The 24,796-nt window shown below is 58.3% G+C and carries 23 protein-coding genes; 7 read left to right on the top strand and 16 right to left on the bottom strand.

Going from position 1 to position 24,796, the window contains the following annotated elements:
• Positions 1–4: 4 nt before the first annotated feature.
• The 11 genes from pgi to dksA form a co-directional block, all read right to left on the bottom strand.
• A complete protein-coding gene (gene pgi, locus CES87_RS09185; RefSeq protein WP_128605886.1) occupies positions 5–1,669 on the bottom strand; it encodes a glucose-6-phosphate isomerase in 1,665 nt (554 codons plus the stop codon).
• Positions 1,670–1,892: 223 nt separating this feature from the next.
• Positions 1,893–2,273, bottom strand: a complete 381-nt coding sequence (gene panD, locus CES87_RS09180) for an aspartate 1-decarboxylase (RefSeq protein ID WP_003228271.1) — start codon at positions 2,271–2,273, stop codon at positions 1,893–1,895.
• 160 nt (positions 2,274–2,433) lie between these two features.
• On the bottom strand, positions 2,434–3,294 hold the full coding sequence (gene panC / locus CES87_RS09175; RefSeq protein ID WP_128605885.1) for a pantoate--beta-alanine ligase: 861 nt from the start codon (positions 3,292–3,294) through the stop codon (positions 2,434–2,436).
• On the bottom strand, positions 3,291–4,091 hold the full coding sequence (gene panB / locus CES87_RS09170) for a 3-methyl-2-oxobutanoate hydroxymethyltransferase (RefSeq protein ID WP_128605884.1): 801 nt from the start codon (positions 4,089–4,091) through the stop codon (positions 3,291–3,293). Before panB ends, panC begins: the two co-directional genes overlap by 4 nt.
• A 280-nt stretch (positions 4,092–4,371) precedes the next feature.
• On the bottom strand, positions 4,372–4,857 hold the full coding sequence (gene folK, locus CES87_RS09165; RefSeq protein ID WP_128605883.1) for a 2-amino-4-hydroxy-6-hydroxymethyldihydropteridine diphosphokinase: 486 nt from the start codon (positions 4,855–4,857) through the stop codon (positions 4,372–4,374).
• A gap of 2 nt (positions 4,858–4,859) precedes the next feature.
• Positions 4,860–6,260, bottom strand: coding sequence for a polynucleotide adenylyltransferase PcnB (locus tag CES87_RS09160; protein WP_128605882.1), 1,401 nt, complete (start codon positions 6,258–6,260; stop codon positions 4,860–4,862).
• 791 nt (positions 6,261–7,051) lie between these two features.
• The gene (locus tag CES87_RS09155; RefSeq protein WP_128605881.1) at positions 7,052–8,491 is read right to left on the bottom strand and encodes a sigma-54 dependent transcriptional regulator; all 1,440 of its coding nucleotides are present in this window, start codon (positions 8,489–8,491) and stop codon (positions 7,052–7,054) included.
• Between the two features lie 22 nt (positions 8,492–8,513).
• Positions 8,514–11,468: a sensor histidine kinase gene (locus CES87_RS09150; RefSeq protein ID WP_178081408.1), complete on the bottom strand. Its 2,955-nt coding sequence runs from the start codon at positions 11,466–11,468 to the stop codon at positions 8,514–8,516.
• Positions 11,452–11,628: a hypothetical protein gene (locus CES87_RS09145; protein ID WP_003176118.1), complete on the bottom strand. Its 177-nt coding sequence runs from the start codon at positions 11,626–11,628 to the stop codon at positions 11,452–11,454. Before CES87_RS09145 ends, CES87_RS09150 begins: the two co-directional genes overlap by 17 nt.
• Positions 11,629–11,705: 77 nt before the next feature.
• Positions 11,706–12,602, bottom strand: a complete 897-nt coding sequence (gluQRS, locus tag CES87_RS09140) for a tRNA glutamyl-Q(34) synthetase GluQRS (RefSeq protein ID WP_128605880.1) — start codon at positions 12,600–12,602, stop codon at positions 11,706–11,708.
• 76 nt (positions 12,603–12,678) lie between these two features.
• A complete protein-coding gene (gene dksA / locus CES87_RS09135; protein ID WP_128605879.1) occupies positions 12,679–13,122 on the bottom strand; it encodes an RNA polymerase-binding protein DksA in 444 nt (147 codons plus the stop codon).
• 333 nt (positions 13,123–13,455) lie between these two features.
• Between dksA and CES87_RS09130 the strand changes: the two genes are divergently transcribed.
• Entirely contained in the window at positions 13,456–14,628 is a 1,173-nt protein-coding gene (locus CES87_RS09130; RefSeq protein WP_128605878.1) for a pyridoxal phosphate-dependent aminotransferase, read from the top strand.
• Positions 14,628–15,341 carry a DNA/RNA nuclease SfsA gene (sfsA, locus tag CES87_RS09125; RefSeq protein WP_128605877.1) on the top strand — a complete coding sequence of 238 codons (714 nt, stop codon included), beginning with the start codon at positions 14,628–14,630 and terminating at the stop codon, positions 15,339–15,341. The genes CES87_RS09130 and sfsA overlap by 1 nt, the downstream gene beginning before the upstream one ends.
• Here the strand turns inward: sfsA and CES87_RS09120 are convergent.
• Positions 15,338–15,655, bottom strand: coding sequence for a Rieske 2Fe-2S domain-containing protein (locus CES87_RS09120; RefSeq protein WP_128605876.1), 318 nt, complete (start codon positions 15,653–15,655; stop codon positions 15,338–15,340). The two genes, sfsA and CES87_RS09120, sit on opposite strands and share 4 nt — an antisense overlap.
• A 33-nt stretch (positions 15,656–15,688) precedes the next feature.
• Between CES87_RS09120 and CES87_RS09115 the strand changes: the two genes are divergently transcribed.
• On the top strand, positions 15,689–15,889 hold the full coding sequence (locus tag CES87_RS09115; RefSeq protein WP_128605875.1) for a hypothetical protein: 201 nt from the start codon (positions 15,689–15,691) through the stop codon (positions 15,887–15,889).
• Positions 15,890–16,118: 229 nt separating this feature from the next.
• Here CES87_RS09115 and CES87_RS09110 read toward each other — a convergent pair whose 3' ends face one another.
• From CES87_RS09110 to CES87_RS09100, 3 genes are all read right to left on the bottom strand, one after another.
• Entirely contained in the window at positions 16,119–16,391 is a 273-nt protein-coding gene (locus tag CES87_RS09110; protein WP_007971093.1) for a TfoX/Sxy family protein, read from the bottom strand.
• A gap of 233 nt (positions 16,392–16,624) precedes the next feature.
• The gene (locus CES87_RS09105; RefSeq protein ID WP_128605874.1) at positions 16,625–16,969 is read right to left on the bottom strand and encodes a pentapeptide repeat-containing protein; all 345 of its coding nucleotides are present in this window, start codon (positions 16,967–16,969) and stop codon (positions 16,625–16,627) included.
• Positions 16,970–17,059: 90 nt separating this feature from the next.
• Positions 17,060–18,616 carry a bifunctional aminoglycoside phosphotransferase/ATP-binding protein gene (locus CES87_RS09100; RefSeq protein ID WP_128605873.1) on the bottom strand — a complete coding sequence of 519 codons (1,557 nt, stop codon included), beginning with the start codon at positions 18,614–18,616 and terminating at the stop codon, positions 17,060–17,062.
• A 117-nt stretch (positions 18,617–18,733) separates the two neighbouring features.
• On the opposite strand from CES87_RS09100, the gene mrcB reads away from it, so the two are divergent.
• Genes mrcB through CES87_RS09085 form a run of 3 tightly spaced genes read left to right on the top strand, consistent with a single transcriptional unit; the run spans position 18,734 to position 22,144 of the window.
• Positions 18,734–21,058, top strand: a complete 2,325-nt coding sequence (gene mrcB / locus CES87_RS09095) for a penicillin-binding protein 1B (protein ID WP_128605872.1) — start codon at positions 18,734–18,736, stop codon at positions 21,056–21,058.
• 16 nt (positions 21,059–21,074) lie between these two features.
• Entirely contained in the window at positions 21,075–21,809 is a 735-nt protein-coding gene (locus CES87_RS09090; RefSeq protein WP_128605871.1) for a M48 family metallopeptidase, read from the top strand.
• On the top strand, positions 21,809–22,144 hold the full coding sequence (locus CES87_RS09085) for a YqcC family protein (RefSeq protein ID WP_128605870.1): 336 nt from the start codon (positions 21,809–21,811) through the stop codon (positions 22,142–22,144). Before CES87_RS09090 ends, CES87_RS09085 begins: the two co-directional genes overlap by 1 nt.
• A gap of 106 nt (positions 22,145–22,250) precedes the next feature.
• Here CES87_RS09085 and CES87_RS09080 read toward each other — a convergent pair whose 3' ends face one another.
• Positions 22,251–22,673 carry a DUF4124 domain-containing protein gene (locus CES87_RS09080; protein WP_128605869.1) on the bottom strand — a complete coding sequence of 141 codons (423 nt, stop codon included), beginning with the start codon at positions 22,671–22,673 and terminating at the stop codon, positions 22,251–22,253.
• A 396-nt stretch (positions 22,674–23,069) separates the two neighbouring features.
• Between CES87_RS09080 and CES87_RS09075 the strand changes: the two genes are divergently transcribed.
• Positions 23,070–24,794, top strand: a complete 1,725-nt coding sequence (locus CES87_RS09075) for an acetolactate synthase 3 large subunit (RefSeq protein ID WP_128605868.1) — start codon at positions 23,070–23,072, stop codon at positions 24,792–24,794.
• Positions 24,795–24,796: the final 2 nt, after the last annotated feature.

The following is a 24,796-nucleotide window of genomic DNA, read 5'->3' as shown; positions in this document are numbered from 1 at the left end:
GGCGTTATCCGCGGTGACGACCACGGAAGTAGTTGATCAGCCCTTGAGTGGACGGGTCATCAGCCGGGGTTTCCTCGCTGCCAACCAGGCGGTTGTAGACGCCTTTGCCCAGTTCCTTGCCCAGCTCCACGCCCCATTGGTCGAAGGCGTTGATGCCCCAGATCACGCTTTGCACGAAGACTTTGTGTTCGTACATCGCCACCAGTGCGCCGAGGCGACGCGGGCTGATGCGTTCGACCACCAGGGTATTGCTCGGACGGTTGCCCGGGATCACCTTGTGCGGTGCGAGTTTGTGCACCTCTTCTTCGCTCATGCCCTTGTCGCGCAGTTCTGTTTCGGCTTCGGCCAGGGTCTTGCCGAGCATCAGCGCCTGGCTCTGCGACAGGCAGTTGGCATACAGCCATTGGTGGTGATCGGACACCGGGTTGAAGCTGACGATCGGCACGATGAAATCGGCCGGGATCAGTTGGGTACCCTGGTGCAGCAACTGGTGGTAGGCATGCTGACCGTTGCAGCCCACACCGCCCCAGATCACCGGGCCGGTATCGGTGGACACTGGCGTGCCGTCCTGACGCACGCGCTTGCCGTTGGACTCCATGTCCAGCTGTTGCAAGTGCTTGGTGATGTTACGCAGGTAGTGGTCGTACGGCAGGATCGCATGGCTCTGCGCGCCCCAGAAGTTGCCGTACCAGACACCGAGCAAGGCCAGCAGCACCGGCATGTTCTGTTCGAACGGCGCGCTCTGGAAGTGCTGGTCCATGGTGTAGGCACCGGACAGCAGCTCCTTGAAGTTGGACATGCCGATGGCCAGGGCAATCGGCAGACCGATGGCCGACCACAGCGAGTAACGCCCGCCAACCCAGTCCCACATCGGGAAGATGTTCTCTTCACGGATGCCGAACGCCACGGCGGCGGCGTTGTTGCTCGATACCGCGATGAAGTGGCGATACAGCTCGGCTTCCGAACCGCCCTGAGCCAGGTACCAGGCACGGGCGGCCTGGGCGTTCTTCAGGGTTTCGAGGGTATTGAAGGATTTCGACGAGACGATGAACAGCGTGGTCTCGGCGCGCAGCTTCATGGTCAGTTCGTGGAACTCGCTGCCGTCGATGTTCGCCAGATAGTGGCAACGCACGCCTTTCTGGGCGTAGGACAGCAGTGCTTCGGAAACCAGCTCAGGGCCAAGGAACGAGCCACCGATACCGATGTTCACCACGTCGGTGATCGGCTTCTCGGTGTAACCGCGCCATAGACCGTCGTGGATGCGGCCAACCAGGTCGGTGATCTGGTTCAGCACCTTGTGCACTTCAGGCATCACATTGACGCCGTTGACCGACAGCTTGTCGCCGACCGGACGGCGCAGGGCTGTGTGCAGGGCCGGGCGACCTTCGGAGGCATTGACGATTTCGCCGTCGAACAGCGATTTGATCGCGCCCTTGAGGTCGACTTCATTGGCCAGACCAACCAGCAGATTACGGGTCTCGGCGTTGATCAGGTTTTTCGAGTAGTCGAGAAACAGGCCGCAGCTGCTGAGGGTGAATTGAGTAAAGCGCTGCGGATCGGCATTGAAGGCCTCGCGCATGCTGAAATCCTGCATGGCTTGGCGGTGGTCATTCAACGCTTGCCAGGCGGGCAGAGCGGTAACGTCATGAGGGGTGCGGTAATACGCCATCGCTGCGGGTTTCCTTTTTACTTGAACGGCCTTTTGAACTCTAAAATCCCGGAGCGCTTTGGGTGGGCGTCCGGTCAACTGCGTCGACACGAATTCATGGCGCAGGGCGAATACAGTAAACCCCGCGCAATGATCTGTCTTGAGTTTGTCTGACCTGTTTTCGGTACTTTTTTAACATCAAAGTTAGGAGTGGCCGACAAACGGACGAAAGACAGGACTTCGATCAGGCGACCTGGACCGGAATGGCGTTGCTGGTGTGGCTCAGTTCATTGCCCGGCGCCATGTAGAGCATGCGCGGTTTGAAGTTGAGCAATTCGGCTTCGCTGTAGTGGGCGTAAGCGCAGATGATCACGCGATCGCCAACCTTGGCCTTGTGCGCAGCGGCACCGTTGACCGAGATCATGCGTGAACCTTCCTCGCCACGAATGGCATAGGTGGTGAAGCGCTCGCCGTTGTCGACGTTGTAGATCTGGATCTGTTCGTATTCACGGATGCCGGACAAATCCAGCCATTCGCCGTCGATGGCGCAAGAACCTTCGTAATCGAGTACAGCGTGGGTGACTTCGGCGCGATGCAACTTGGCTTTGAGCATGATGGCGTGCATGAGTGTTTCCCAGTCGGAATCGAACAGGGGCAGGTTGCCCGTTGGTTTTGGAGGTGGAGATCCCCTGTAGGAGCAAGGCTTGCCCGCGAAGGCGTCGCCTCGGTCTGATGATGAACCGCGGAGATACCTTCGCGGGCGAGCCTCGCTCCTACAGGGGGGGTTAGGCCGGTGTATCGAGGTTCAGGTGCAGGTTGTCGATCAACCGCGTAGTACCGAGGAACGCCGCCACCAGAATCACCAGGTCCCGATCCTCGGGCGTTGCAGGGCGCAAGGTCAGGGCATGACGGATTTCCAGGTAATCCGGACGCAAACCTGCAGCTTCCAGCTGTTTGATCTGCGCACTGATCAACGCCGGGAAATCCCGCTCACCCTGTTTGATCGCATCGGCAATCTGACTCAGGGTGCGATAGACAACCGGAGCAACGGCCCGCTGTTCTTCGCTGAGGAAACCATTGCGCGACGACAGTGCCAGACCATCGGCCGCACGAACGGTAGGCTCGCCAATTATCTGGACCGGCATGTTCAGGTCATGGACCAGGGCACGGATAACGGCGAGTTGCTGGAAATCTTTCTGGCCGAAAATCGCCAGATCCGGCTGGACCATGTTGAACAGCTTGCTGACCACCGTCGCCACGCCTTCGAAATGCCCCGGACGGCTGGCGCCGCACAGACCCTCGGACAATTGCGGAACGCTGACACGGGTCTGGCCGGCCATGCCATCGGGATACATCTCTTCAGCCGTTGGCGCGAATAGCAGGTCGCAACCGGCCTCGAGCAGCTTTTCCTGATCCGCCGAGAGAGTGCGCGGGTATTTGTCGAGGTCTTCACCGGCGCCGAATTGCAGCGGGTTGACGAAAATACTCGCGACTACGAAATCCACTCGCTGGGTGGCCTTGGTGATCAGCGCGACATGACCGCTGTGCAGGTTGCCCATGGTCGGCACGAAGCCAATGCGTTTGCCTTCGTTACGGGCGCGAGCCACGGCGGCGCGCAGTTCGCGTACGGTTTTTACGGTATTCATGCAGAGAATCCATGTTCGATGCCAGGGAAGGTCGCCGCTTTGACTTCAGTGACATAGGCGCTCAAGGCGGCGTGAATGCTCTCTTGGCCAGCCATGAAATTCTTTACGAATTTGGGCACCCGACCGGTGATGGACAAGCCCAGCATGTCGTGCAGGACCAGTACCTGGCCGTCGGTGCGATGGCCAGCGCCGATACCGATCACCGGAATCTTCACTGCCTGGGTGATCTCTTCGGCCAGCTCGCTTGGCACACACTCGAGCAACAGCATCGCCGCGCCAGCCTGTTCCAGTGAGATCGCATCGGCACGCATTTGCCGCGCCTGGTTTTCATTGCGACCCTGGACCTTATAGCCGCCGAGGATGTTCACCGATTGCGGCGTCAGGCCCATGTGCGCGCACACCGGGATACCACGCTCGGCGAGCAGGCGGATCGAGTCCGCCAGCCACAATGCACCTTCGACTTTGACCATGTGCGCGCCGGCCTGCATCAACAGGGCGCTGTTGGTCATGGCTTGTTCGGTGGTGGCGTAGGCCATGAATGGCAGGTCGGCGAGGATCAACGCGTCGGTGTTACCGCGTTTGACGGAGGCCACGTGGTAAGCCATTTCGGCGGTGTTAACCGGCAGGGTGCTGTCGTGACCTTGCAAAACCATGCCGAGGGAGTCGCCCACCAGCAGCACTTCGACGCCAGCCTGATTGCAGGCGTGGGCGAAGGTCGCGTCATAGCAGGTCAGCATGGTGATTTTTTCACCTTTCTGCTTGAGGCTCTGGAGCGTGGTCAGGGTGATGGCTGGCATGTCGAAAAATCCTCGTTCAGGCGCTATGGAAACTACTGCGAGTAACGCGCGTGATTCGTCATCTACTCAGGCGCACGGTCTTCTGTCGTGCTTATAAGGCCTGGATTGCGCCCTTGTGTGCCGTGATGGCGGCAGCGGGACGCCTATAGTCGTGAGGAGAACTCGGGAAGTCAATTGCATGTGTTACCGCATTGTTACGTGCGGAATGTTACCGGGGTAACTGATGCGTTTCAGCAGCTGTGATCTTATGTTCGACACAAAACCCCACACGGGTTTTGTATTAATTTGTAGTGAGGCGTTCGAGGCCGACGAACGGGCACGCAGCGAGCAATTCTGTAAGGCTGCGGCCATCGGCCAAGCGCAGATCCGCGGGCGCCAATTCCGCCAGTGGATACAGAACGAAGGCTCGTTCCTGCATATGGTAATGCGGGACTTTGAGGCGAGGTTCGTCGATCAGACGGTCACCGAACAGCAGGATATCGAGATCCAGCGTGCGTGGCCCCCAGCGCTCAAGACGTGTGCGGCCCTGTTCGTTTTCGATGGCTTGCAACGCATCGAGCACATCCAGCGGCGCCAGGGTGCTGTCGAGGGCGGCGACCGCGTTGGTGTAACGCGGTTGGCCGGGGAGGAGAGAGTCGCTCTGATAAAACCCGGAAACCCCAACCATTTCCGATTGCGGCAGCTGCGCCAGTGCGGCGATGGCGCTGCGTAATTGTTCGGCGGGTGCAGCCAGATTGCTGCCCATGCCGATGTAGATGCGCTCCATGATTACTCGCCCGTGGCACCCGAAACGCCTGCGGCGCGCTTGCGCTTGGAGCCGCCGCTGCGGCGACGTTTGCGCGGTGCACCGGTGCCTTCGTCCTTGCCGCTGAGGTCGCGGATCATGTCGCGACGTTCGCTTTCATTGGCGTCCTGATAGTCCGTCCACCATTCGCCCAGCCCATCGGTCTGCTCGCCCGCGCTCTCACGCAGCAGCAGGAAGTCGTAGCCGGCGCGGAATCGCGGGTTGTCCAGCAACAGATCGGCACGTTTACCGCTGCGTCGTGGCAGACGCTCCTGCATGTCCCAGATCTCGCGGATCGGCATGGTGAAGCGTTTAGGAATAGCGATGCGCTGGCACTGCTCGGCAATCAGTTCGTGCGCCGCTTCCTGCATCGCCGGAATCGGCGGCATGCCACGTTCCAGCAGGCGCAGAACGCGCGCTGGCAGGGCAGGCCACAGCAGGGCTGCAAACAGGAACGCCGGGGTCACCGGTTTGTTCTGCTTGATCCGCAGGTCAGTGTTGATCAGCGCTTCACTGATCAGGGTATGGGTGTAGGTCGGGTTGTACTCCAGCGCCTCGGCACTGGCCGGGAACAGCGGATCGAACAGTTGCAGGTCGACCAGCATCTCGAAAGTGTCCGCGGCGTGGCCGGAAAGGAACAATTTGAGCACTTCTTCGAACAGACGGGCCGCCGGAATCTCGCGTAGCAACGGTGCCAGATCGCGGATCGGCATGGCGCTGTGTTTTTCGATGCCGAAATTCAGCTTGGCCGCAAAACGCACGGCCCGCAGCATCCTTACCGGGTCTTCCTGATAGCGTTGTTTTGGATCGCCGATCAGACGGATCAGGTGATTGCGGATGTCGTGTACACCGTTGGCGTAGTCGAGGATGCGCTCGCTGACCGGATCGTAATACAGGGCGTTGATGGTGAAGTCGCGACGTTGAGCGTCTTCTTCCAGGGTGCCGTATACGTTATCGCGCAGGATGCGCCCGCTCTCGTTGCGCGAAGACTGGTTGCTGTCTTCCTCTTCATCGTTTTGCGGGTGATTGGCGCGGAAGGTCGCGACTTCGATGATTTCGCGACCAAAGTGGATGTGTACCAGTTTGAAGCGACGGCCAATGATCCGCGCGTTGCGGAATTCGGCCCGGACTTGTTCAGGGGTGGCACTGGTGGCGACATCAAAGTCTTTCGGCGTGATGCCGAGCAGCATGTCGCGCACACAACCGCCGACCAGATAGGCCTGGTAACCGGCGCCCTGCAGGCGTTCGACGATGTTCACCGCGTAACGGCTGAATTGCGCCTTTTGCAGCGAATGTTGGCCGCTGTTGAGCACTTCAGGCGTGCTGCGAATGTGTTGCGTTCGACGCACGGGAGTACGGAATGACTGGAACAGCTTCTTCAGCATGGGATGCACTGTTTGAAGGAATGTTCGGCCAAAACGAAGAATGACCGCATGATGGGCGGGGATTCTAGCATTTAGTCGGGGATGGTGTAGGACGCAGCAGATGTAGGAGCGAGCTTGCTCGCGAAAGGCGTAAACGATGACGCGTAGAACCTGATACCCAACGTTGCCCGTAGGCTTTTCGCGAGCGAGCTCGCTCCTACAGTAGGCAGGTGTCCGAATCGCGGAAACTACAAGGGGAGCCGAAGCTCCCCAAGAAGTAGTTGCATGTTCTATTTTTGTTATTGGTTTCGGGCTTTTGTTTTTGTTGAGTGCCCTCGCCATGAAGCTTTCCTTCATGACCCTCCCAATCGGGAGCCAAGAGCAAACGGATTGCTTTGGTCGCTGAATTGCAGTGATCTCTCGATCCAACCAGTACAGGCTCTGTCTTATGACAGTTTTTTGTTGTTCTCGGCCTGGTCGTGGGGCACGCCCCAATTACAACGCCTCTCCAAAAGAATCAGTTAGCTGCGCCTCTCGCCGTCTTGTTTTTATTGTGCGTGAGTCGATACGTCTTATTTTTATTGTCTTGTGCATTGCTTGTTATTGTTCTTGTACCAAACATATAGCAGGGCGCGTGCCAACTTTTGCAAAGCCCAGTAAAACAAGGGTTTAGGCGGGTTGGTGGGGTTTGCTCAGGCGAAAAAAAGCCGGGGTTTCGTTACCGTAAGCCCCGGCTTTCTGTTACGTGAAAAACTGAGGTAACAGTTTTTTTCACAATGTCACGTGTTACCCACACATCAGACAGGTGTGGTTCAGCTCTCGCTGGCCACCCCGGTCTTGCGCCGTGGAATACCCAGCCGTTGACGGCGTTCCCACAGGCACTTGCGACTGACCCCTAGTTTGCGTGCCAGCTCTGTTTCAGTCATGTGATCCTGATGTTCGAGCACGAAATGCTGGAAATAATCTTCCAGGGATAGGTCTTCGGTCGGTTCGTGGTTGTTGTTACCGGCATTGCTGTTGCCCTGTTGCGGGGGCAGGCCGATGAATTCGTCGTCTTCCAGATCGCCCAGCTCAATGTCGATACCCAGCAGCTCGGCGGAAATCTCCGGGCTCTCGCACAGGATCACGGCGCGCTCGACGGCGTTTTCCAGCTCGCGAACGTTACCCGGCCAGGAGTAATGACGGATGGCTTGTTCGGCGTCCGGTGCGAATTTCAGATCGGTGCGGTTGATCCGCGCGCTCTGGCGCGCGAGGAACGCATTGGCAATTTCGTTGACGTCGGCACCGCGCTCACGCAGGGCCGGCAGTTTCAGGGCGATCACGTGAAGGCGGTAGTACAAGTCTTCACGGAACTGGCCGATTTTTGCCAGGCTCTTGAGATCACGGTGAGTCGCGGCGATCAGGCGCACATCGACTTTTTGCGACTGGACGGAGCCGACCCGACGAATTTCACCTTCCTGAAGTACCCGCAGCAGTCGGGCCTGGGCTTCCAGTGGCAGTTCGCCGATTTCGTCGAGGAACAAGGTGCCGCCGTCCGCTGCTTCGACCAGACCGGCACGCCCGGCACTCGCACCGGTGAACGCGCCTTTTTCGTGGCCGAACAGTTCGGACTCGATCAGGCTTTCCGGAATGGCCGCACAGTTCACCGAAATCATCGGGGCCTTGGCCCGTTTGGAGAGATTGTGCAAGGCGCGCGCCACCAGTTCTTTACCGGTACCGGATTCGCCCTGGATCAGGACATTGGAATCAGTAGGCGCGACTTTGCGGATCTTGCCGTACAGATCCTGCATCGGTGGGCACGAGCCGATGATGCCGATCTCGCCGTTGCTGTTATCGATGCCCGGTTTTGCGGCGCCATTGGCGACCTTGCCCGCTACCGGTTCACCGCTGGCTTGCGCCGATTGGCGGTCCCGCAGGATGCGTGCGACAGCCTGAAGCATTTCGTCGTGATCGAAAGGCTTGGCGATGTAATCCACCGCGCCCATCTTCATCGAGTCCACCGCTGAGCGCAGGCTGGCGTAGCTGGTCATGATCAGCACTGGAGTGCCTTGGCCAAGTTTGATCAATTCGGTGCCCGGTGCGCCAGGCAGGCGCAGGTCACTGACGATCAGGTCAAACGTGGGAATGGTGAAGCGTTCTTGTGCTTCCTGCACTGAACCGGCTTCGCTGACCTGGTACTGGTTGCGTTCCAGCAGGCGGCGCAAGGCGGAGCGGATAATTGTTTCGTCTTCGACGATCAAAATGTGCGGCATTGATTCGATACTCTCGACGGTCTCAGTTCACAGCGGACGTCGCTTCGACATGACGCGGTAAGGTCACCCGGATACGGGTGCCGCGTTGGCTCTGAACATCAGCCGGGCTGTCGATGGTGATTTGTCCATAATGCTCTTCAACGATGGAATAGACCAGTGCAAGGCCCAGACCGGTGCCTTCACCCGGGTCCTTGGTGGTGAAGAAGGGTTCGAACAATCGATCCATGATGCTCGATGGAATCCCACTGCCTTCGTCTTCCACGATCAGGTCGACCGTGTGTTCGCCGGCTTCGCTCTTGACGCGCACTGCGCTGCCCGGAGGTGAGGCGTCGCGGGCGTTTGAGAGCAGGTTGATCAATACCTGGGCAAGCCGCTGTGGGTCGCCTTCAACCCAATGATCGGGGTCGCACAGGTTGTAGAACTGTACTTCGAAATTGCGTCGGTTCAGGGCCAGAAGGCCGATAGCGTCCTGGGCGACTTCCGCCAGACAAACGGGCTCGTCACTGTGTTGGTGGCTGCCGGCATGGGCAAAGCTCATGAGCGATTGCACGATGCGCGACACACGTTTGGTCTGTTCGAGGATCTGCCCGCTGATTTCCTTGAGTTCGCCGTCTTCTTCGCGCTCTTCGCGCAGGTTCTGCGCCAGGCACGCAATACCAGTGATCGGGTTGCCGATTTCATGGGCCACACCAGCCGCCAGGCGACCGATGCTGGCCAGACGCTCTGAGTGCACCAGTTTATCTTCGAGCATCTGGGTTTCGGTCAGATCCTCCACCAGTAACACCAGGCCACTGTTGCCGGGAGCAAGCGGTTCGTCGATCGCTGCCTTGTGCAGGTTCAGCCAGCGGGTCTGGCCGTCAAGAGCCAGGTGTTGCTTGTGCAAATGTTCGTCCGGGACATTGATGAAACCTTGCAACAGCCCTTTCCACGGGTCGCCAATGGTACTCAGGCGCGAACCGACTACCCGTTGAGCGGCGATCCCGGTCAGTTCCTCCATGGCTTTGTTCCACATGAGGATTTCCTGATCCTTGGCCAGCGAGCATACGCCCATCGGCAATTCCTGCAGGGTCTGGCGGTGATAGCGGCGCAGGGCATCGAGTTCGGCGGCCAGCCCGGTCAGGCGCGAGTGGTAATCTTCGAGGCGGCTTTCGATGAAGTGGATGTCCTCGGTGACATAGTTTTCGCCGCTGGCCTTGTACGGCAGGAAGGTTTCGACCATGTCCTGGGCCACGCTCGGTCCCATCAGGCCGGAGAGGTTGGCCTCTATGCGGTCACGCAAGCGGCGCAAGGCATAAGGCCGGCGTTCATCGAATGGCAGATAAAGATCGCGTAGCGCTTGCTCGACTTCTTTCTGCGCGGCCTTGGCGCCAAGCGGCTTGGCCAGTTGGGTGGCGAATTCCTGAGGCGAGGCAGCGTGCAGTTCGCGGCGTTGCGGGCGACGCACATTGTCCACGGCACAGGCTTCGGCGGCGCTGGCCTCTTCGGTGCTGGCGTTGGTGAACAGCGAGATCAGGGTGAACATCAGCACGTTGGCGGCCAGCGAGGCGATCGCCGCCATGTGCCAACTGGTGTCGTCCAGTACATAGATCATGTTCAGCAGGGGAATGTAGAAGCCCTGCAAATTGCCGACCAGCGGCAGCAGCATGGTCACCAGCCACACCAGAATCCCTGCCAGTAACCCGGCGATGAAGCCGCGACGGTTGGCGGTCGGCCAATACAGTACCGAGAGCACACCCGGCAGGAACTGCAAAGTTGCGACAAAGGCAACGATGCCGAGGTTGGCCAGGTCCTGTTCCGCGCCCAGTAACAGGTAGAAACCGTAACCAGCCATGATGATCGCGACGATCAGCGCCCGGCGCGTCCACTTTAGCCAGCGGTAGATATTGCCTTCCGCAGGCGGTTGATACAGCGGCAGCACCAGGTGGTTCAGGGCCATGCCGGACAGCGCGAGGGTGGTGACGATGATCAGGCCGCTGGCGGCGGAAAGGCCGCCGACATACGCCAGCAACGCCAGCGCTTTGCTGTTGGCGGCGATGCCGACGCCTAGCGTGAAGTATTCCGGGTTGGTGGTAGCGCCGAGTTTCAGGCCGGCCCAGAGAATCAGTGGCACCGCCAGGCTCATCAGCAACAGAAACAGCGGCAATCCCCAGCTCGCGCTGACCAGCGAGCGCGGGTTGAGGTTTTCAGTGAACGTCATGTGGTACATGTGCGGCATCACGATCGCCGAGGCGAAGAACACCAGCAGCAGCGTGCGCCACGGGCCTTCCTGCAACGGCGTGTGTAGCGCGGCGAGGGCAGTCTGGTTTTGCAACAGCCACAACTCTAGCTGTTGGGGACCGTCGAATACGCCATACAGCGCATAAAGGCCGACGCCGCCTATGGCGATCAGCTTGATCACCGATTCGAAGGCGATCGCGAACACCAGTCCTTCATGCTTTTCACGAGTAGCTATGTGCCGGGAACCGAAGAAAATCGTGAACAACGTGATCAGGGCGCAAAAGCTCAGGGCCACGCGATGTTGCACTGGCTCGCGGGTGAGGATGCCGATTGAGTCGGCCACCGCCTGAATCTGTAACGCTAGCAGCGGCAGTACGCCAATCAGCATGAAAATCGTGGTCAGCGCGCCGGCCCAGGTACTGCGGAAGCGGAACGCGAACAAGTCCGCCAGGGACGACAACTGATAGGTGCGGGTGATCTTCAGGATCGGATACAGCAACACTGGCGCGAGCAGGAATGCCCCGGAAACCCCGAGGTAACTGGACAGGAAACCGTAACCGTACTGATAAGCCAGGCCCACGGTGCCATAAAACGCCCAGGCGCTGGCATAGACCCCCAGCGACAGGGTGTAGGTGAGCGGGTGGCGAATGATCGCCCGGGGGATCATGCCCCGTTCGCTGATCCAGGCCACGCCGAACAGCACCGCCAGGTACGCGGCACTGATCAGGATCATCTGGGTCAGGCTAAAGCTCATCGGCATCTTTTTGGCTCTGCAGGATGAAGGTCACGACGATCAGGATCAGCCAGAGCAGATAAGGGCGATACCAGGCGCCAGTGGCGTCGATCCACCAATCCATGATGGCTGGGGAAAACAGATAAATCCCCACTACCAGGAGCAGGACCAAGCGATAGATGTACATCCCGGCCTCTCTTTTTTATGCGCGTGCCCGAAAACGTGCGGCGATGGTAACGGATGGGCGCGCCACTGCAAGCACGATCACTGCAGCTGCGCCTCGGGCAGGCTCAATGTGCGTGGAATCAGGCTTGCATCCCAGTGGGCGATGCCCCAGTTCAACACTTCCCTTGGCGTGGCGTAATCCAGTTCGGCACCGGGAGTCTGCCCCAGTGCACGCAAGGCGCGCAGCAACAACGGTGTTGCCTGATCTTCGGTCAATGGCGGAGAGCGGTAGGACTTGCCGAGTTTGTTGCCATCGGGCTGAGTAATCAGCGGGATGTGCAAATAACGCGGTTGCCGCAAGCCGAGCAGTTCCTGCAGGTAGAGCTGGCGTGGCGTGGAGTCGAGCAGGTCCGCGCCGCGCACGATATCGGTGATGCCTTGCCATGCATCGTCCAGTACCACCGCTAGTTGATAGGCATAGAGCCCGTCGCGGCGGCGAATCACGAAATCTCCGACATCCCGACCCAGGTGCTGATGGAACTCACCTTGCACGCGGTCAATGAAGTGGTAGTCCAGCTCAGGAACGCGCACCCGGATCGCGGCATCGTCGCAGCCATGCCCGGCATTGCGGCACAGTCCCGGATAAATGCCGTGGTACGGCGCCAGTTGCTTGCGCGAGCAGGTGCAGGCGTAGGCAAGGCCGTGATTGAACAGGCGATTGAGCACTTCGGCGTAGGCTTCGTGCCGGTCGCTCTGACGGACCATCTCGCCATCCCACTCGAAACCATAGCTCTCCAGCGCCTTGATAATCGCTGTCTGGGCACCGGGCTCCTCACGGGGAGGGTCGAGGTCTTCCATGCGCATCAGCCAGCGGCCGCTTACCGAGCGCGCGTCGAGGTACGAGGCCAGTGCTGCGACCAGTGAACCGAAATGCAGATGGCCGCTGGGTGTAGGGGCGAAGCGCCCGATGTAGGAGGGAGAGGTAATGACGGTCATGAATGCAATTAAAGCCAAAAAACATCAGAAACAAAAACGGAGCGTTCGCACGCTCCGTTCTTCGTTCAAGTCGATATCACTTGCCGACTTGCTTTTCCTTGATTTCCGCCAAGGTCTTGCAGTCAACGCACATGTCGGCGGTAGGGCGGGCTTCCAGACGCTTGACGCCGATTTCAACGCCGCAGGACTCGCACCAACCGTACTCTTCGTCTTCGATCAATTGCAGCGTCTTGTCGATCTTTTTGATCAACTTGCGCTCACGATCGCGGGCTCGCAGTTCGAGGGCGAACTCTTCTTCCTGGCTGGCACGGTCTGCCGGATCCGGGAAGTTGGCTGCTTCGTCCTTCATGTGGTCAACCGTGCGGTCGACTTCCTGCATCAAGTCCTGTTTCCACTTGTTCAGGACTTTGGTGAAGTGCGCGCGCATGGGCTTGCCCATGTATTCCTCACCCTTGACTTCTTTATAGGGTTCGAAGCCGCTGATCGTCTGAGCTGGTTGTTGCTTTGCTTGGGTGGACATGAAATAGACCGCCTCTACTCTTGTAATCCATCTGCGCAGGATTGCTCCATCACCGGCACCCGCCGGCCCTGCGGCTGCAAGCGGGCGAACTTACCAGATCAAATCAGACCGCGCTACTCCCGGATGTCGAGGCCGTGGCCTGCGGTGCCTGCAAATGATGGCAAAGCGCTGTCTGGTGGCTCTGGAGCCCTGATCAATTATTGATTTTAGTCAAACCTTGGGCACTCGCTTGAGTCGTTTTGGGTCTGGGTGATACGGGTCTGACCGCTTTAGGTTCTCGCTCGTTCCTGCGCTTGGGTAGAATCGATTCTTTTCTTCGTTGAAGGAAGGCCAATGGCTCAGTCCTACAGTGCTCGCAGTCGCGCGATCGAACCTTTTCATGTCATGGCCTTGCTGGCGCGGGCCAATGAGCTACAGGCCGCCGGTCACGATGTGATTCACCTGGAAATCGGCGAACCGGACTTCACTACCGCCGAGCCGATTATCCGCGCCGGCCAGGCCGCACTGGCATCGGGGAAGACGCGATACACCGCCGCCCGCGGCATTCCCGAGCTGCGTGAGGCCATTTCGGGCTTTTATCAGCAGCGCTATGGCTTGAACATTGACCCGCGGCGCATCCTCATCACGCCAGGTGGTTCCGGTGCGCTGTTGCTGGCCAGCGCCTTGCTGGTGGATCCGGGCAAGCATTGGCTGCTGGCGGACCCGGGTTATCCGTGCAACCGGCACTTCCTGCGGCTGGTGGAAGGCGCCGCGCAGCTGGTTCCTGTAGGTCCGGACGTGCGTTATCAACTGACGCCGGATCTGGTCGAACGGCATTGGGATCACGACAGTGTGGGTGCGCTGGTGGCATCTCCGGCCAACCCGACAGGGACGATCCTTACTCGCGACGAACTGGCGGGACTATCCACCGCCATCAAGCAGCGTCACGGTCATCTGGTGGTGGACGAGATCTACCACGGCCTGACCTACGGCACCGATGCGGCCAGTGTGCTGGAAGTCGATAACAGTGCTTTTGTGCTTAATAGTTTTTCGAAATACTTCGGGATGACTGGTTGGCGACTCGGTTGGCTGGTTGCGCCCGACGCGGCCGTTGGTGAGCTGGAGAAACTCGCCCAGAACCTCTACATCAGTGCCCCGAGCATGGCCCAGTATGCTGCACTGGCCTGTTTCGAACCGGCGACTATCAGCATTCTCGAAGAGCGCCGCGCCGAATTCGGTCGTCGTCGGGATTTCCTTTTGCCGGCCCTGCGCGAATTGGGCTTCGGGATCGCTGTCGAACCGGAAGGTGCGTTCTATTTGTACGCTGATATCAGCAAATTCGGCGGAGATGCCTTCTCGTTCTGCAGACATTTCCTGGAAACCGAACATGTGGCATTCACGCCGGGACTCGATTTCGGGCGCTATCAGGCTGGGCATCACGTTCGCTTTGCCTACACGCAAAACCTGGAGCGCTTACAGGAAGCGGTTGAGCGAATCGGTCGGGGTCTGCAGAGCTGGCAAGGCTGATGCGTTTTCATCCTCCCCTCGAAGAAGGTCGTCTGATCCGCCGTTACAAGCGTTTTCTTGCCGATATCGAAACCGTTGGCGGCGAACTGTTGACCATTCACTGTCCAAACACTGGCTCTATGCTCAATTGTCAGGTCGAGGGCGGGCAGGTCTGGTTCAGTCGCTCCAATGACCCGAAGCGCAAGTTGCCAGGCACCTGGGAAATCGGCGAGACCCCGCATGGCCGTCATTTTTGCGTGAACACCAGTCGGGCCAACGCTTTGATCGAGGAAGCACTGCTGGCCGGGGTCATCACCGAGCTGAACGGCTTCACCGAACTCAAACGCGAAGTGGCCTACGGTCAGGAAAAGAGCCGGATCGATTTCCGCCTCGAATACCCCGATGGGCCAGCTTATGTGGAGGTCAAAAGTGTCACTCTGGGTTTTGACGGCAGCGCGGTGGCGGCGTTTCCCGATGCAGTGACCCAGCGCGGGGCCAAGCACCTGCGAGAGTTGGCTCATCTGGCTCGGGACGGCATTCGTGCGGTGCAGTTGTACTGCGTGAACCTGACCGGTATCGAAGCCGTGCGTGCGGCCCAGGAAATCGATTCGGCCTATGCGCAGGCCCTGCGCGAGGCGGTGGCGTGCGGGGTTGAAGTGCTGGCTTATGGCGTGCGTCTCACCCATGAAGAGATGGTGGTGGATCGACGCCTGGAGGTATTGCTCAATAATTAGAGGCTGACCCAAATTCCCTGCGCATCCTCGCGGCAATCGACTCTGGTTAGCGACTGCCCTGCGCATGGGCCGGCAACACATTCGCCATCTTCGATCAAAAACAGGGCACCGTGGGTGGCGCACTGGATCAGGCTGTTGCTGGGGTCCAGAAACTGGTCAGGCGTCCATTCCAGGCCGACGCCCCGGTGCGGGCACCGATTGATATACACGTAAACCTGACCGCCCCGGCGTACGGCAAAGAGTTTATGCCCGTCGAGTTCGAATCCACGGCTACCGGCTTCGGCCAGATCAACGCCTGTACACAGAATTTTCATGCTTTTCCTCAGGTCCCACAGTCATGACCGGATATGTCCGAGCTCGACGTACAAATTCAAGCAATTATCAAATGGCTGACTTACTCAACGGGGTGCAGGCGCCAGCTGCACAGGATACTTGGCCTGCTCACCAAATGCCTGGCCAATAACCATGCGCTGCGGTTCGCGGTCACGGAGAAGGGCGACGACTTTTCCACAGGCAAAAAAAGACCCGGCAAGAGCCGGGTCAAATAACCGTGATTAGCCTGATGAGGAGATAATCTGAGAGTGCGAACCAAGGGCTATTCAGAATATCGACCAGTCTCGCGACCAGTTGTGATAATCATATCGATTCTCATTACCAAGTCAACAGCTGATTGCTCATTTGCTCGTTTTGTGTCCGTGCTCTTTGCAAGTCCCTGTAATCATTGAGTTGGTCTGTCGTTTACAGTGTTTGTTTGCATGTCTGTAATGGCAAGCTTGTTCAATTCTTGTGGCGTGACGAGATGGCTTCCAGTTGTTTATTCAGGGCCTCTTTGCGTTCGGCGGGAATGTCGTTCCAGTGCACGTCCATCAGGGCGCCTTCGATTGCATACAACAACACCTTGGAGGCTCGAAAGCCGCGCGTGCGCACAGCCCTATAAGCGTCCACCGCCCCCAGGCGACGCAAGTCCGAGGCGCTGTGGATGCCCACCGCATGCAGCCACTGCGCCGACGTCTTGCCAAGATTCTTAAGGTGTTGCAGTTCATCATTCATCAAGCCTCCTTGCGATGGCCGAATGGTGCGTGGGCAAGCTTCTGAGGAGTGTAGCCATCAGTAGGAAAAGCGTGATTGTTTGGTCGTTTTCGACGCAAATGCTTCTAAGGGGCAGGAGCCTGTAGGGGTTTGAAAATCCGCGAAGAGGACTCGATCAGGCTGGAACTTGAGTCGAGTCTGTCCTGAGTCCAATGCAAGGCGGGGGCACTGGACTTGTCAGTTTAAGCTATTGCTCAGCGGGTGCGATAACGCAGTCGAGTACCGAAGTTCATCGACATCAGAATCTCGTCAGCACTCAGCTCTGCCGGAAAGTACGCACCGGAAATTTGCGCATGACCCAGGCTTGCGCCTTCAAGTGACGCCTTGCGAAAATCGATGCCGCGCAAATCGGCGGATCGGAAATAGGCATCGGTAAAGTCGACGCCGTCGGCGTTCAACTCGCGCAAGTCCAGACCGCGGAAGTCACCACCGACCATGTCGACAGGCCCTTCCTTGGGGCGTTCGTTGTTGAAACCTGTGATGTCGTCTTTGTGCAGCAAGGCATAAAGCGGTGTGTCGAGAAGTTTCGGCTGGCTCATGTCACATCACCTGTTGGTTTTATGACGCCAGTATAGTGCCACTATTTGGCAGCCGTGAAGCCAGCGATCGCTTCACGGCTGAAATAGTTTTTACAGGCCTGGCAGGCGTTGACGAATTTGCGCCACGACTGTGTCGAGAGTCCCGCTTTCATTGGTCTGAACGCGTTTACTGCAGAGAATTTCTGCTGGTGTCAGCGCCTCACGACTGGCTTGCTGAGCTTCGATGACTGCCAGCGTCGCGTCGGATGGATCTGCTTTGTCTGCCTGGCGCAAGGCCAGCCAACTCTCGATAACAGCTTGTGGCGCATTGCAGTCGAGGATCAGGAGCGGCGTACCTGTGGCCTCGGCAATTTTCGCTGCGCTGTTGCGCTGGTCGTGCTTGAGGTAAGTGGCATCGATCACCACCGGGAAACCGGCGTGAAGGATAACTGCCGCAATTTCATGCAAGCGGTTGTAGGTTGCGGTGCTGGCATCAGCGCTATAAATGCCGGCCTGGAGGTCATTCGCGACGGTTTGCTCGCCGAACAGGCGTTTACGTTCTACATCAGAGCGCACTCGAATCGCGCCCAACGCTTCCACCAGACGCATCGCAACGTGGCTTTTACCGACAGCGGAAACACCATGGGTTATGGCCATGAAACGCGAAGGAATGGTGCTATAGCTTTCCGCCAGGTTGGCGTAGGTCCGGTATTGGCGCAGGGTGGTTGCGCGCTGCACCGGGGTTGCGTCGGCCGGCATGCTGAACAGGCTGACTTTAGCGCGAACCAGTGCACGGTAGGCCTTATAGAAGTTGAGCAGTTCCAGGCCTTGGTAATCGCCGGTCAGCTCCAGATATTGGCTGATAAAACGACGGGCCAGGCTCTTGAGGCCGCGGTCTTCCAGGTCCATTGCCAGGAAAGCGGCGTCGGCATACACATCGGTAAAGCGGAACGGTTCGTTGAATTCGATGCAGTCGAAAATCACGACGTTGCCGTCGATCACCGTGGCATTTCCCAAATGAATGTCGCCATGGCATTCGCGGATGAAACCGTCGGCCTTGCGCTGGGTGCAAACGGGCTTGAGGCGGTCGAAGCTGCTTTCGGCCCAGGCTTGCAGTGCGTCCAGTTGCAGCAAGTCTGCCTTGTCGCTGAGGAATGGGCGGATTTGTTCGAAGTTCTGCCGCACCGGCGCCATGACGCTGTCGGGGGTGCCTGCTTCGTGTTCGGCCGGCACTTTCGGTGCGCTGAGGTGGAACCGGGCGATTTGTGCCGCCATCGCGTCGATGTGCGTGGTAGTCAGTTCGCCGTTGGCCTGCAGGGTGCTGAGCAAACCGTTTTGTGGGAACTGGCGCATTTTCAGTACATATTCGATGGCCGGGCCGTCGCCGCCCACTTGTGGTGCTTCGATGCTGCCAGTAATAGGCAGCACTTCCAGATACAAATCGTCTGTAAGACGCTGGTTCAGGCGCAGCTCTTCGCCGCAAAAATGCTCGCGAGCGTCAAGACTGGTGAAGTCGAGGAAACCGAAATTCACCGGTTTCTTCACTTTATAAGCATAGGGGCCGGTGAGCAGCACCCAGGAAATATGGGTCTCGATGACCTTGAAGCCGTCTACAGGATGCGGATAGAGGGCCGGGTTTTGCAGGGCGGCGATCAGGGACTGGCTCACAGGGATGATCCTTCAGAGTCTGGAAAAATTCAGGTCGTCATTATGGCGGCTAGCCAGCCTAACGCAAACTCGGAGGGCTCCTGTTGAGTATGAATAAAGTGCGTATAATCCGCCGCCATGACTCGTACTCGATCCCCCCGTACCCCAAAAAAACCACCCTCCCGAGGCCTGCGGCCCTGGCTGGGCTGGGTCCTTAAACTCAGTCTGGTCGGCCTTGTGGTGCTGGCTGGATTCGCGGTTTACCTCGATGCCATCGTGCAGGAGAAGTTCTCCGGCAAGCGCTGGACGATTCCGGCCAAGGTATACGCGCGTCCGCTTGAGCTGTTCGTCGGACAAAAGCTGAGCAGGGACGACTTTTTGACTGAGCTCGATGCCTTGGGCTATCGCCGTGAAAGCGTGGCCAACGGCCCGGGTGCGGCTTCTGTCAACGGCAACACCGTCGATCTGAATACCCGTGGTTTCCAGTTCTATGAAGGAATGGAACAAGCGCAACCGGTGCGCGTGCGGTTCTCCGGCGACTATGTCGCCGAGCTTTCGGCGACCAACGGTTCGAAGTTGTCCGTGGTACGCCTGGAGCCACTGCTAATCGGTGGTTTGTACCCGAAAAACCTTGAGGACCGAATCCTGATCAAGATCGATCAGGTGCCGCCGTACCTGCTTGATACCCTGGTGGCCGTCGAAGACCGCGATTTCTACCACCACTTTGGCGTCTCGCCAAAGTCGATTGCCCGCGCGATCTGGGTAAACGGCTCGTCCGGCCGGATGCGTCAGGGCGGCAGTACCCTGACTCAGCAGTTGGTGAAGAATTTCTACTTGACCAACGAGCGTAGTCTGAGCCGTAAGCTTACCGAAGCGATGATGGCGCTACTGCTTGAAGTGCACTACGAGAAGCGCGAAATTCTTGAGGCTTACCTCAACGAAGTGTTTATCGGCCAGGATGGCCAGCGTGCGGTGCACGGTTTTGGTCTGGCCAGCCAGTTCTTCTTCAGCCAACCGTTGGCTGAACTCAAGCTGCATCAGGTTGCATTGCTGGTGGGTATGGTCAAGGGACCGTCTTCCTATAACCCGCGTCGTTACCCGGAGCGTGCTCTTGAACGGCGCAATCTGGTTCTCGACGTGTTGCAAGAGCAGGGCGTAGCGACTGCCGAGCAAGTTGACGCCGCGAAGAAGATGCCGTTGGGCGTGACCAAGCGTGGCAGTCTGGCGGACAGCTCGTTCCCTGGCTTCCTGGATCTGGTCAAGCGTCAACTGCGTGAAGACTATCGCGACGAAGACTTGACCGAAGAAGGCCTGCGAATCTTCACAAGCTTTGACCCGATCCTGCAGATGAAGGCTGAAGCATCGGTCAACGACACCTTTAAACGCCTGTCCGGGCGCAAGGGTTCCGACGACGTTGAAGCGGCGATGGTCGTAACCAATCCGGAAACCGGCGAAGTCCAGGCCATGATCGGCAGTCGCCAGGCGAGTTTTGCCGGCTTTAACCGTGCACTGGACGCGGTGCGACCGATCGGCTCGCTGATCAAGCCGGCGGTTTATCTGACAGCGCTCGAGAAACCAAGCCAGTACACATTGACCAGTTGGCTGTCAGACGAATCCTTCTCGGTCAAAGGCGCGGACGGTCAAGTCTGGAAGCCGCAGAACTATGATCGGCGCTCCCATGGCACCGTTTTCCTTTATCAAGGCCTGGCGCATTCCTACAACCTGTCGACCGCGCGTCTCGGCTTGGCCGTTGGTGTACCGAATGTACTCAAGACCTTGGGCCGTCTGGGTGTGAGCCGCGAATTCCCGGCCTTCCCGTCGATGTTGCTGGGGGCGGGCGGCATGACCCCGATCGAAGTGGCGACCATGTACCAGACCCTCGCCAACGGCGGTTTCAATACACCGATGCGCGGGATTCGTAGCGTACTGACCGCCGAAGGCGAGCCGCTCAAGCGCTATCCGTTCCAGATTCAGCAGCGTTTCGATCCGGCTTCCATCTACCTGATCCAAAGCGCAATGCAGCGGGTCATGCGTGAAGGCACGGGTAGTTCGGTTTATAACGTTTTGCCAAAGACCTTGACCCTGGCCGGCAAGACCGGCACCAGTAATGATTCCCGGGACAGCTGGTTCGCAGGTTTTAGCCAGGACTTGTTGGCGGTAGTCTGGTTGGGCCGCGATGACAACGGCAAGACACCGTTCACCGGTGCCACCGGTGCGTTGCAGGTCTGGACCAGTTTCATGCGCAAGGCCGATCCATTGCCGCTGGACATGCCGCAGCCGGATAATATTGTTCAGGCTTGGGTCGATTCGCGGACCGGGCAGGGCTCTGATGCCAACTGCCCAGGCGCCGTGCAGATGCCGTATATTCGCGGCAGCGAACCGCCTCCCGGTGCCGCTTGCGGTGGCGATAGCCCTGCTTCCGGTGAAACGGTGATGGATTGGGTCAAGGGCTGGATGAATTAAGCAAAGAGGGTTTCAAGTGAATAAGTGGTTGATTCCAGCGGTTACTGCCGTGGCTTTGCTCAGCGGTTGCTCCACTGTGCAGCGCGGCTCGATTCCGGTTGTGGACTCCGGCACCGGCGTTTCCAACAGTGAACGGGTATCAGCGAATGGCGGCTTCCGTCAGACGACGGTAAAGCGTCCTGCGCAGGCCAAGGCCCAGGAAATTCCGCAAGGCGATACCGGTGTTGTCGTGATGGTACCAGGTGGTGGCGCAACGACGTCGACGCCTATCAGCACCACGCCGATCACCCCTGGCCCGATTACGTCGGGACCAATTGATACTTCGCCGATGCAGTCTGCGCCGATCAATCAGGGCAGCTACAGCATGCCGTCAGCGCCGAGCGGGATTCCTTCGGCCAGTTCCGGAGGGCTGTCCGCCGATGAGCAGCTGGATGGTCCAGTACTCGCTCTATTGACCACTGCTCAGCAGCAACAAGCCGGCGGCGACCTCAATGGCGCGTCTTCAAGTCTGGAGCGCGCCCAGCGTGTCGCCCCGCGTGAGCCGCAAGTGCTTTATCGCCTGGCGCAAGTACGCATGGCCCAAGGCGATGCACCACAGGCTGAACAGTTCGCCCGTCGCGGTCTGACCTTCGCCAATGGTCGTCCGGCACTTCAGGCCAGCCTGTGGGAGCTGATCGCCCAGGCGCGTGAGAAGCAGGGTGATTCTGCTGGCGCGGCATTGGCCCGTCAGAAGGCGAAGGTTACGTCGTGATGGATGTACGCTTTCCGAAAATTGCCGATCAATTGCTATTGATTGAGCGTGAGCTGCGGCTGCAAGGCTGGTGGGATGAGGTCTCGCCATCCGCTGAAGCGCTATCGAGTGTTGAACCCTTTTCGGTCGATACACTGGACTTCGAGCAGTGGCTGCAATGGATCTTCCTGCCGCGCATGAAAGCGATCCTCGAACAGGATCTGCCCTTGCCGAACGCTTCGGGGATTCAGGAGATGGCCGAAATGGTCTTCGCCTCCCGTGGTGTTCAGGGCAAGGATCGACAGCTGCAAGTGCTGCTCAAAGAGTTCGATCAACTGATCACTGCCGCTCGCTGACCTCGGATCTTTGTAGGAGCGAAGCTTGCTCGCGATGACGGCCTTAGATTCAACAGATATGTTGACTTTTGCACCGCCATCGCGAGCAAACTTTGCTCCTACAGGGCTACTGGCAGTTATCCGCAATCTGTTTCTGCGTTTCCTCTATGCGCTCTTGCCGTTGAGCGTCGTCCAGGCGACGCAACTCTCCATCCACTTCCTCTCTAAGCCGCGGATTGTTCTGCAACTGCGCCAGGTTCGTTCGCGCCTGTTCACAAAATACCTTTAGTTCTGCCTGCTGCTCGGCAACCTGCTTTTTGACGTTTTTGTCGATGGCTTGTTGGTCGCCTATCGTTGCGCTGTTTGTGGGTGTAGTCAGTTTTGCGGCGGGCGGGGAGGGTGTCACGACAACGGTGGCTTGCTGGCCTGGAGGCGGTTGAGCGTCAAAGTGGGTAACGCCCTGGGCATCGACCCATTTATAAATCGGAGCGGCCATGCTCAAAGAGCTGAGACCAATCAGCAGGCCGGCGGCCAGGAACAACGCTCGCATGTCATTTCCTTGTCTCGGGTTGCGCAATTGAAGCTAACACACTTGCGGTTTCGCGGTTTTTTCTTGCTTTCTCATGTGCTTAGTTCAATAAAGCACATAGACGACTTGACTTGCAGGGGACGAAACAGAAGAATCCAAAGTCCGCTGTAGAGGGACTGCCAGAAGCAGACCCACTCAGCAGATCATGAGGCGCACATCCGCGCCGACCTGTTACACCCGCAACGCGTTACCTCGCGCTGGGTGGGAAAGGCCCGCAACACTTGGGACGATCCCAATACTTGCTCAGTCAGTGCTGACGTAGTCGGCGACCACCGTCGCTCATGCTCTGCTGAGAAGTAAACCTATTAAGACCCGTCCCTTTTTGGGCGGTATTCTGGCGTTTTAGAGGTGGACAACGTGGAGCTTTTATCTGGCGGTGAAATGATCGTCCGCTTTTTGCGTGACGAAGGCGTCAAGTATATCTATGGGTACCCTGGCGGTGCCGCATTGCATATCTACGATGCACTGTTCAAAGAACCTACCGTTCAACATATTCTCGTCCGTCATGAGCAGGCAGCCACTCACATGGCTGACGGCTATGCGCGTGCCACCGGCAAGGCTGGTGTTGTACTGGTGACTTCCGGTCCTGGCGCAACCAACGTCATCACCGGTATCGCTACGGCGTATATGGACTCCATTCCGATGGTGATCCTGACCGCTCAAGTGCCTAGCAACATGGTCGGAACCGACGCATTCCAGGAAACCGACATGATCGGTATCTCCCGGCCGATCGTGAAACACAGCTTCATGATCAAGCATCCGTCGGAAATTCCGGAAGTCATGAAGAAAGCTTTCTATCTGGCGCAGTCCGGGCGTCCTGGTCCGGTCGTTGTCGATATTCCGAAAGACATGACCAACCCGGCCGAGAAGTTCGAATATATCTTCCCGAAAAAAGCCAAATTGCGTTCCTACAGCCCGGCCGTCCGTGGTCATTCGGGTCAGATCCGTAAAGCCGTGGAAATGCTCTTGGCGGCCAAGCGGCCGATCATCTATGCCGGTGGCGGCGTGATTATGGGCAACGGTTCCGCACCGTTGACCGAGTTGGCGCAGCTGCTGAACGCTCCGGTCACCAATACCTTGATGGGCCTTGGTGCCTATCCGGGCACCGACCGTCAGTTCCTCGGCATGCTGGGCATGCACGGCAGCTACACCGCCAACCTGGCGATGCACCATGCCGACGTAATCCTTGCAGTCGGTGCGCGTTTCGACGATCGCGTGATCAACGGCCCGTCGAAATTCTGCCCGAATGCCAAGATTATTCACATTGACATCGACCCTGCTTCTATCTCCAAGACCATCAAGGCCGACGTGCCTATCGTAGGTCCGGTGGAAAGTGTACTGACTGAAATGGTCGCTACCTTCAAAGAGATCGGTGAGACCCCTAACAAGGAATCGGTTGCCAGCTGGTGGAAGCAGGTCGAAGAGTGGCGTGCTGATCGCGACATGTTCCCTTACAACAAGGGTGACGGCAGCATCATCAAGCCGCAGACCGTGATCGAGACGCTGAGTGAAGTGACGCACGGCGACGCATATGTGTCCTCCGACGTGGGTCAGCACCAGATGTATGCGGCGCAATACTACCGCTTCAACAAGCCGAATCGCTGGATCAACTCCGGTGGCCTGGGCACGATGGGCTTCGGTTTGCCGGCAGCAATGGGTGTGAAGTTGAACTTCCCGGATGCTGACGTGGCTTGTGTGACCGGTGAAGGCAGCATCCAGATGAATATCCAGGAGCTGTCGACGTGCCTGCAGCATGACCTGCCGCTGAAGATCATCCTGCTTAACAACGGCGTACTCGGCATGGTTCGTCAGTGGCAGGACATGAGCTACGGCGCGCGTCACTCGCATTCGTACATGGAATCGTTGCCGGACTTCGTCAAACTGGCCGAAGCCTACGGTCACGTTGGGATGCGCATCACCGACTTGAAGGATTTGAAGCCGATGATGGAAAAAGCATTCGCCATGAAGGATCGCCTGGTGTTCCTTGATATCAAGGTCGATGCCAACGAGCACGTCTACCCGATGCAGATCAAAGACGGCTCCATGCGCGATATGTGGCTGAGCAAGACGGAGCGTACCTAATC

The sequence above is a fragment of the Pseudomonas sp. ERMR1:02 genome (genome assembly GCF_002277815.1).
Classification (GTDB): Bacteria; Pseudomonadota; Gammaproteobacteria; order Pseudomonadales; family Pseudomonadaceae; genus Aquipseudomonas.
This window is presented reverse-complemented; position numbering and strand designations above follow the sequence as displayed.